The following is an 8,530-nucleotide window of genomic DNA, read 5'->3' as shown; positions in this document are numbered from 1 at the left end:
GATTACGCCTTTTTATTTGTGCCATCATTTTGCCTATTCGCACTCGATAAATAGAGTCTGCATACCACGTTTAGCATCTACACAATGAAAACACTTTAACTAATGGTGTACCGGAAGGCAGTAATTATAAGTCTAGATCTTTATTATCAATGCTTACAGGAACCGGCTTGTTAATAAGGTTGACCAACATTATCGAGCGCGCTTCTCCATCAGATTCGTGGAAAATAGCTTCAATACCTGCAAACTGACCGGCAATGATCTTAACGCAATCTCCGGCTTCTGGAAGTTCTTGCTGTTGTGCGTCGAGACAGAAATGTACAGCCTGTTGCAGTTCAAACACAAGATCACCTTGTACTACGGTAGGCTGTGCACCAAAGCGAATAAAATCGACAACACCGCGTGTCGATCGAATCGTCGTGAAAGACGGCCCCGCTTCGAAATCAAAATAGATAAACATGTACGATGGAAAAAGCGGCTCTTTGACCTTTTGCCTTTTGCCTCGTTGTATTTTTTCTACTTCCACTTCTGGGTAATAGCATTGTACGCCCTGGTTCTCAAGGTGCAGCTTCGCTCTCGCTTGATCGCCTCGCTTACAATACAGCAAATACCAACATTTCATTGTGTTCACTTAGCCTTTTATTTTTATCTAACCCGCAGTCACTGCCCTACATCGTACCACAAAGCCATATTTCAGCTCCAACTCGTCAGAAGGTTCTGACATCGTCCTATTAACGAAGTTGTTACTTGCACAATGTTAAAAATGAAATATTAGTTTCCAGCACGATAATTCCGTGCTCTTTTTGTAAAAAAATCTTACAATTCATCCAGTTAGAACGGCCATTCACATAAGCTATAAATCAAGCCTATTGCAGTTTTAAATTTTGTTATGTATACATTGGTGCACATTATATTCTTTAATAACTAAAATTAGTAAAACTTATGACAGCACAACACAACATTCTAGGTCACCCTCGTGGTCTATTTTTACTATTTGGTACCGAGCTATGGGAACGCTTTTCCTACTATGCGATGCGTGCCATTTTGGTCTTATTTTTAACCGATGCAACAATGAACGGCGGCATGGGTTGGTCCACTAAAGATGCTCTAGATTTATATGGCATCTATACTGGACTGGTTTATATCACACCACTGATTGGCGGTTGGATCGCAGACAACTATCTAGGGCAACGTCGTTCCATCATCATTGGTGGTGTCTTAATGGCGGCAGGTCAATTTACGCTTGCACTACCTGTGGGTGCTATTGGTCTTCCTGCAGAACAAGCCTTTTACCTTGGCCTTGCGCTATTGATTGCTGGTAACGGCATGTTTAAGCCAAACATCTCAACCATGGTTGGTGACCTATACAAAGACGGCGACAACCGTCGTGATGGCGCGTTCACCATCTTTTATATGGGTATCAATCTAGGCTCTTTATTGGCAGGTATTGCTTCCGGTTCGGTCACGGGTTCATACGGCTGGCGTGCAGGCTTCTTAATCGCAGGTATTGGTATGGTTATCAGTATCATTATGCAGTTAACGATGTCTAAATCTTGGCTCGGCGATATCGGTACCGTACCCGCAGCAGCACGTGCTCGTGCACTCAACAAAAACAAAACCAAAACACCTTTAACTCGTGAAGAGCTAGACCGCCTAAAAGTGATTCTTATCATGGGTCTTTTTGTTATCGTATTTTGGGCTGGATTTGAACAAGCTGGCGGCTTGATGAATATCTACACCCAGCAATATACTGACCGAATGATTGGCAGCTTCGAAGTGCCTGCGGCTTGGTTTCAATCGTTGAACCCGTTCTTCGTTATTACCCTTGCCCCTGTCCTTGCGGCGATCTGGGTCAAACTGGGTAAACGTGAACCTAATTCTCCAGTGAAATTTGCGATGGCGTTATTCTTCCTTGCTTTGGGCTTTTTATGCATGGTTGGAGCGGTTATGGAGCAAGGTGGCGATACCGGTGTTAAGACCTCTATGCTATGGCTAGTCGGTGCTTTCTTCTTCCATACACTCGGTGAACTATGCATATCACCGATCGGCTTGTCTCTAGTGACAAAGCTTGCGCCACTTCGTCTTGCTTCGTTAATGATGGGCGCGTGGTTTGGTTTTAATGCCATTGCTAACTATGTCGCTGGCTTAATTGGCTCTCATGTGGGCGAACTAGGTGCCATGTCTATCTTCGGTGGTATTGCCATCACCGCCGTTATCTCCGGCGTCATTTTACTACTTTGTGCTAACACGTTGGTGAAATGGATGCATGGCGCAGAAAGCGCAACAACATCTAACGCTCAAGAAGTAGAAGAGCAACAAGCTCAACTTGCATAATGAGTACGGATCACATATCACTAAAAAGCCACTCTAATTAGAGTGGCTTTTTTATTGTCTTCGCTCATCGCGAACTTATTTGAATAATCGTTATAGACTCGACTGGACAAGGTCAACCATCATGTCGATATGGATCTCCGAATCATTCAAACATTCGATGTATTGGTAAGACTCACCACCAGCCTCGACAAATATATCACGGCACTCTACCGCAATTTCCTCTAGCGTCTCAAGACAATCTACCGAGAACGCGGGCGTAATGACGTTTAAGCGCTTGATGCCTTGGCTCGGCAGTGTTTCCAAGGTTTTTGCCGTGTAAGGCTTCAACCACTCTTCCCGCCCAAAAATAGATTGATAGCTCATCCCGATCTGAGAATCATCTAACCCAAGCTCGTCGGCCAGTAACTTGGTGGTCTGTTCACAATGCAGAGGGTAAACATCGCCATTATCAGCGTACCGTTTTGGGATGCCGTGGTAAGAGCACAGTAAATAGTTTTGCCCGTGCTTGTCCCAGTGCGCTTTTACTTTTTGCGCGAGAGCCTTGATGTAGAGCGGATGCTGATAATAATCTCGAATAAAATTCATACTTGGTATGGTCGGAAAAGCCTTACACGCTTTAGCTAATCCATCAAAAACCGCGGCACTCGTCGTTCCGGAGTACTGTGGGTATAGAGGCAATACAATCACTTTCTCTACCCCTTGTTTTAACAACGAAGAAAGCCCGTGCTTCAGCGATGGGTTACCATAAGTCATACCCAGCTCTACAGGGACGTTTAAACGCGTTTGGAGCGCCTTCGCCTGCCTGACTGAATACACCATTAAAGGAGAGCCCTCTTCCATCCAAACCGATTGATACAGCTTCGCGACTTTTGGCGAACGAATAGGCAAGATGACCCCATGTAAAATGGGACACCAGAGCCAACGAGTCATATCAACGACTCTATGATCATGTAAGAACTCACCTAGAAAAGCGCGTATAGCTTTTGGTGTTGGTGCATCAGGTGTTCCCAAATTTACCAATAACACTCCAGTGTTTGGTGCCATGCTCATAGATTCCCTTTCAATTAACCCAAATTCAAGAGAGATTATACCCAGTTAACGCAAGCTTGGATCAAAAAAAAACGACCCTAAAGGGTCGTTTTTTAACAAGATTCACGAATGAGCAATTAAGATAGTGCTTTTTCGATATCAGCGCTTACTGCGTCAACTTGTTTTGTACCGTCAAACTTAAGGTACTGAGTATTGCCCGCTTCCGCTTCTTTACCGTAGTATGCGATTAGCGGTGCAGTTTGATCGTGATAAACACCAAGACGAGCACGTACTGTCTCTTCTTTATCGTCATCACGAACCACTAGGTCTTCACCCGTCACATCATCTTTACCTTCCACTTTAGGTGGATTGTAAGTCACATGGTAAGTACGTCCAGACGCAAGGTGAGCACGACGGCCGGCCATACGGTCAACAATAACGCTATCTGCAACATCAAACTCGATGACGTAATCAACGATAATACCCATCTCTTTTAGACCATCCGCTTGAGGGATTGTACGTGGGAACCCGTCAAGCAAAAAACCTTTCTCACAATCGTCTTGAGCAATACGCTCTTTAATCAGACCTAAGATAATGTCATCTGACACAAGTTGGCCTGCGTCAATAACGGCTTTTGCTTTTTTACCAAGCTCAGTACCTGCTTTAATAGCAGCACGTAGCATGTCACCTGTGGAAATTTGAGGAATACCGTACTTTTCCATGATGAATTGAGCTTGTGTGCCTTTACCAGCACCTGGAGCACCTAAAAGAATGATGCGCATGATATTTCCTCTTAAAGATAAAAAGATTTTATACCGAAGCTCACAACCAAAGCTAAGCCTTGAAAAGCAGGTCGACGATAAGTTTCGGTATAAAGATAAAATGAATGATTATTCAAGCGTCGCATTCTAGCATAGAAAATTCGTGCTTGGCGTTAAATACGACTAAAGAATGCCCACTGAAAATATAAAGTTAACTAAAAATGGGAGGTTAAGGCACAAAAATCAATGAACTCACCGAAATGAGCTCATTGATTACCTTGTAAATGGCTATTTTACGTTAGACAAAAGTCGATTAACCGCGCCTAAGAATTGAGATGGATCAGTCATCGAACCACGCTCTGCCAACATTGCTTGACCGAGTAAAACTTCAACCCAGCCACCAAATGCTTCTTCGTCGGCTTCATCCGCCATACGTTTAACAAGCTCATGCTCAGGGTTAATTTCAAAGATATACTTCACCTCTGGCACTTCTTGTCCTGCGGCTTCTAATAGCTTCGCCATTTGCGTCCCCATTTCAAAGTCATCCGTCACGACAACAGCAGGCGTAGTCGCGAGTTTAAAGGTTGTGCGAACCTCTTTAACTCGGTCACCTAAGTAGGCTTGCGTACGCTCGACTACAGATTTAAACTCTTCTTCTGTCTCTTTGTGTTTTTCTTTTTCTGCTTCGTCTTCAAACTTACTTAGATCAAGACCTGACTTAGTAATTGATTGGAATTGCTTTCCATCGAACTCCGTTAGGTAGTTCATCAACCATTCATCGATGCGGTCAAACATCAGAACAACCTCGATGCCTTTCGCTTTAAATTGCTCCAAGTGTGGGCTGTTCTTCGCGGCAGCGTAGCTGTCAGCTGTTAGGTAATAAATCTTATCTTGACCTTCTTTCATACGTTCGATGTATGACGCAAGACCGATCGTTTGCTCAGCGCTGTCCACTTCTGTTGAGGCGAAGCGTAATAGACCGGCGATTTTTTCTTTGTTCGCCATGTCTTCTGCTGGGCCTTCTTTCAAGACCAAACCAAACTCTTTCCAGAAAGACTGATATTTTTCTTCATCGTTTTTCGCCAAACGCTCAAGCATCGTCAAGACACGCTTCGTACAAGCATTTCTTAATGACTGCGTGACTTTGTTATCTTGTAGAATTTCACGAGAAACATTGAGTGGCAGGTCATTTGAATCAATCAATCCACGCATAAAACGCAGGTATGACGGCATAAACTGTTCCGCGTCATCCATAATGAATACACGTTGAACATAGAGCTTCAAACCGCTCTTGTGGTCACGGTTCATCATATCAAACGGTGCTTTAGCTGGGATATACAACAAGCTAGTGTAGTCGTTTTTACCTTCTACCTTGTTATGGCTCCACTGCAGTGGATCAGCAAAATCATGAGAAACGTGTTTATAAAACTCTTGGTATTCTTCATCCGTAATATCTGATTTATTGCGGGTCCACAATGCTTGCGCCTTGTTGATTTGCTCCCACTTCATTTCGCCCGTTTCTTTGCCTTCTTCGTCGCGTTCTGCGGTCTGAATTGAAACTGGGATACCAATATGGTCAGAGTATTTGCTAATGATTTCTTTTAGACGCCACTCAGACAAGAATTCTTTGCCTTCGTCACGCATGTGAAGAATGATATCCGTGCCGCGAGTCTCTTTAGTGATATCTTCAATTGAGTAATCACCCTCGCCAGCTGAATGCCATTGCACACCCTGTTCCACAGGAGCGCCAGCAGCACGAGTACGAACAGTTACCGCATCGGCAACAATAAACGCTGAATAAAAACCCACACCAAATTGGCCGATAAGCTGAGAATCTTTCCCTTGTTCTTCAGACAGTTTAGAGAAGAACTCTTTCGTTCCCGATTTTGCGATGGTGCCTAAGTGTTCAATCACATCATCACGTGACATGCCAACGCCATTATCAGACACCGTCAGCGTGTTGTTTTCTTCATTAAATGATAGCTTAACGCCTAAATCTGCATCACCTTGGTATAAGTCACCATTAGATAACGCCTGAAAGCGCAATTTGTCTGCCGCATCGGATGCGTTCGAGATAAGCTCTCGAAGAAAGATTTCTTTATTGGAATACAAAGAGTGAATCATTAAGTGAAGTAACTGTTTTACTTCAGATTGAAAGCCACGAGTTTCTTTGTTGTTTGTTTCTGTTGCGCTCATGTTATCTCCATCACACTTTTAGTATCAAGTATCGACATTTATTTGCACTCGATACTCTTAAGATTGGTCTGATAAAGAAATGAGGCTGAAGATTGTAAATTCAAGGTCAAAAAACATAAAATTGCTGTTTTTTTGTTTTGTTTTTATTATCCTTACGCCCCTGACTATAAAAAAATCCTAAATTACTATAATTGGCACTGCACAATATTCAGCGCCAGAATATTATTACCTATCGCCCCGCGACATTATATAGAAGAATGCAATGAGTAACATAGGCACTAAGTTCATACTCGGCCAAAGATATATCTTTGATCCAAATAGCAATTCCTTGGTCGATCAAACGAACAACGATGAAGTAGTACGTCTTGGTAGTAATGAAAGTCGCATCTTGCTTCTTCTTGCAGAGCGTCCTAACGAGGTGGTTACTCGCCACGAACTTCATGAATTCGTTTGGAGAGATCAAGGCTTTGAAGTCGATGATTCAAGCCTAACACAAGCAATTTCAACACTTAGAAAAATGTTGAAAGACCCAACAAAATCGCCATTGTTCGTAAAAACAGTGCCAAAACGTGGCTATCAACTGATTTCAAGTGTTGAGCGCTCTGCGCCTTTGAGTTCAATAGACCTCAATAATATCAACGAAGCGCCGGTTGCTGAACTACCGACAGAGTTGACAGAAACACAGCCAACATCTACGTCGTCACAATCCGCCATCGCCAAAGAGCCTGCGCCGAAAACGCCACCGACTGTATGGGGTATGCTCGCGCTCGCTTTACTATTACCCGTGTTGGTATTAATAGGCACCAACCCGGCAGAATCGAGCTTCAGAGAGTTAGCAGTCGTCGATAATGTTCGGATTGTCACTCCAGAAAGTCACCCTGACGTCTCGAGTTGGCAGCCTAAGATTGAGCAATGTGTTGTCAAGTACATTGAATCACATACGGCAGAAAAGCTGCCTGAACAAGTGATTGTGACTGGCGATCAAGGCGATCAAATCGCTCTGAACTTCATCCACACGATGGAACACTCAAGCGAGAACGTGACGATGAGAATCTTCACTGAGCAGTCTGATCTAAGCAAAGTGTGCGAGTAGAGGATAACAAGATGAAAATGAAATACGCGTCAATTCTACTTGCACTCTCCACTGCCTTGAGCGCTTGGCTTTATTGGGGAAGCGATCTCAAGCTTGAGCAGGTACTCACCTCAAACGAATGGCAAAGCAACATGGTGGGCATTATCGCCGCAAATAATGCGCCAGACACGGATATTGGCCCATTAAGCCGACTAGAGATGTCTGCTAATGTCAAATACTTACCGGAAGGCACCTACATTCGCGAGTCTTCAATGCGTCTGTTTGGTAAGGACTCTGAGTCGCATACACTTATCAAGATCTCTGAGACAGGTTCGTGGGCAATCAGTGATAACTACTTGTTGATTTCTCCTCGTGAATTCAAAGACACCGCGACCGCGCAATCTGATGAGTTCACCCATGAGCAATTAGCCATGATTAAACAGTTTTTGAAGATGGAAGCACAGCAAAGCCGTCGTATCGACATTGTTAATGGTAAAACACTGCTGCTGACTAGCCTAAATCAAGGGTCGTCGGTATTGTTTTCTAACTAACATAGCTGTCGCATTAGAATCACAAAAAGGGGGCGATCATGGCCTCCTTTTTGTTGTCTTGGATTTACCCCGTTCTCCCTGAAACAACTAACAAATCAAAAACAGGTACCTAGCCATGGATAAAGCAAACATTGATATCTACTACTGCCGACAGTGTAATTGGATGCTGCGCTCAACGTGGCTTACCCAAGAGTTACTGCATACGTTCAGCGAAGATATCAGCACCGTATCGCTCCACCCCGACACTGGAGGTCGATTTGAGATATGGTGTAATGGCATTCAAGTTTGGGAACGGAAAAAGGACGGCGGCTTTCCTGAGGCTAAGATCCTCAAGCAAAAAATACGAGATGTCATCGATCCTGAGCGGCAGCTAGGTCATGTTGATACGCCCTCTCAGCAGCACAATAATTAAAAGCACTTGCGTGATAGTTGGCACTATCACACCTAAGCAAGCAGGCCTTGCTCATCATTACGTTAATGTTGTTAAACTAAAAAAACCAGAGCCAAAGCTCTGGTTTTTGCCATTCAAACGATCTCGTAAATCGTTGATACAATTTATTAAAAGCCTAATTAACCTAGCAGACTCATTG

General features: G+C 43.7%; 8 protein-coding genes. 4 read left to right on the top strand and 4 right to left on the bottom strand.

Features of this window, described 5'->3' with window-relative positions:
* Window positions 1-124 precede the first annotated feature (124 nt).
* Window positions 125-619, bottom strand: a complete 495-nt coding sequence (gene rfaH, locus AB4405_RS16125) for a transcription/translation regulatory transformer protein RfaH (RefSeq protein WP_372061828.1) — start codon at window positions 617-619, stop codon at window positions 125-127.
* Between the two features lie 320 nt (window positions 620-939).
* Between rfaH and AB4405_RS16120 the strand changes: the two genes are divergently transcribed.
* Window positions 940-2,331 (top strand): peptide MFS transporter, encoded by a 1,392-nt coding sequence (locus AB4405_RS16120; protein ID WP_372061826.1) that lies wholly within the window; start codon window positions 940-942, stop codon window positions 2,329-2,331.
* 90 nt (window positions 2,332-2,421) lie between these two features.
* On the opposite strand, the gene hemH is transcribed toward AB4405_RS16120, so the two are convergent.
* From hemH to htpG, 3 genes are all read right to left on the bottom strand, one after another.
* Window positions 2,422-3,381 carry a ferrochelatase gene (gene hemH / locus AB4405_RS16115; RefSeq protein WP_372061824.1) on the bottom strand — a complete coding sequence of 320 codons (960 nt, stop codon included), beginning with the start codon at window positions 3,379-3,381 and terminating at the stop codon, window positions 2,422-2,424.
* A gap of 116 nt (window positions 3,382-3,497) precedes the next feature.
* Window positions 3,498-4,142 (bottom strand): adenylate kinase, encoded by a 645-nt coding sequence (gene adk / locus AB4405_RS16110; RefSeq protein ID WP_102470792.1) that lies wholly within the window; start codon window positions 4,140-4,142, stop codon window positions 3,498-3,500.
* 267 nt (window positions 4,143-4,409) lie between these two features.
* Window positions 4,410-6,317, bottom strand: a complete 1,908-nt coding sequence (gene htpG, locus AB4405_RS16105) for a molecular chaperone HtpG (RefSeq protein WP_372061823.1) — start codon at window positions 6,315-6,317, stop codon at window positions 4,410-4,412.
* A gap of 262 nt (window positions 6,318-6,579) precedes the next feature.
* Between htpG and AB4405_RS16100 the strand changes: the two genes are divergently transcribed.
* From AB4405_RS16100 to AB4405_RS16090, 3 genes are all read left to right on the top strand, one after another.
* Window positions 6,580-7,410 carry a transcriptional regulator gene (locus AB4405_RS16100; protein ID WP_372061822.1) on the top strand — a complete coding sequence of 277 codons (831 nt, stop codon included), beginning with the start codon at window positions 6,580-6,582 and terminating at the stop codon, window positions 7,408-7,410.
* A gap of 11 nt (window positions 7,411-7,421) precedes the next feature.
* Window positions 7,422-7,940, top strand: a complete 519-nt coding sequence (locus tag AB4405_RS16095; RefSeq protein WP_372061821.1) for a regulatory protein ToxS — start codon at window positions 7,422-7,424, stop codon at window positions 7,938-7,940.
* Window positions 7,941-8,055: 115 nt separating this feature from the next.
* Window positions 8,056-8,352 carry a SelT/SelW/SelH family protein gene (locus AB4405_RS16090; protein ID WP_372061819.1) on the top strand — a complete coding sequence of 99 codons (297 nt, stop codon included), beginning with the start codon at window positions 8,056-8,058 and terminating at the stop codon, window positions 8,350-8,352.
* Window positions 8,353-8,530 lie beyond the last annotated feature (178 nt).

The organism is Vibrio sp. 10N.261.51.F12 (assembly GCF_041471725.1).
Taxonomy (GTDB): domain Bacteria; phylum Pseudomonadota; class Gammaproteobacteria; order Enterobacterales; family Vibrionaceae; genus Vibrio.
The sequence above is the reverse complement of the archived record's forward strand: the minus strand, read 5'-3'. Positions and strand labels throughout refer to the sequence as shown.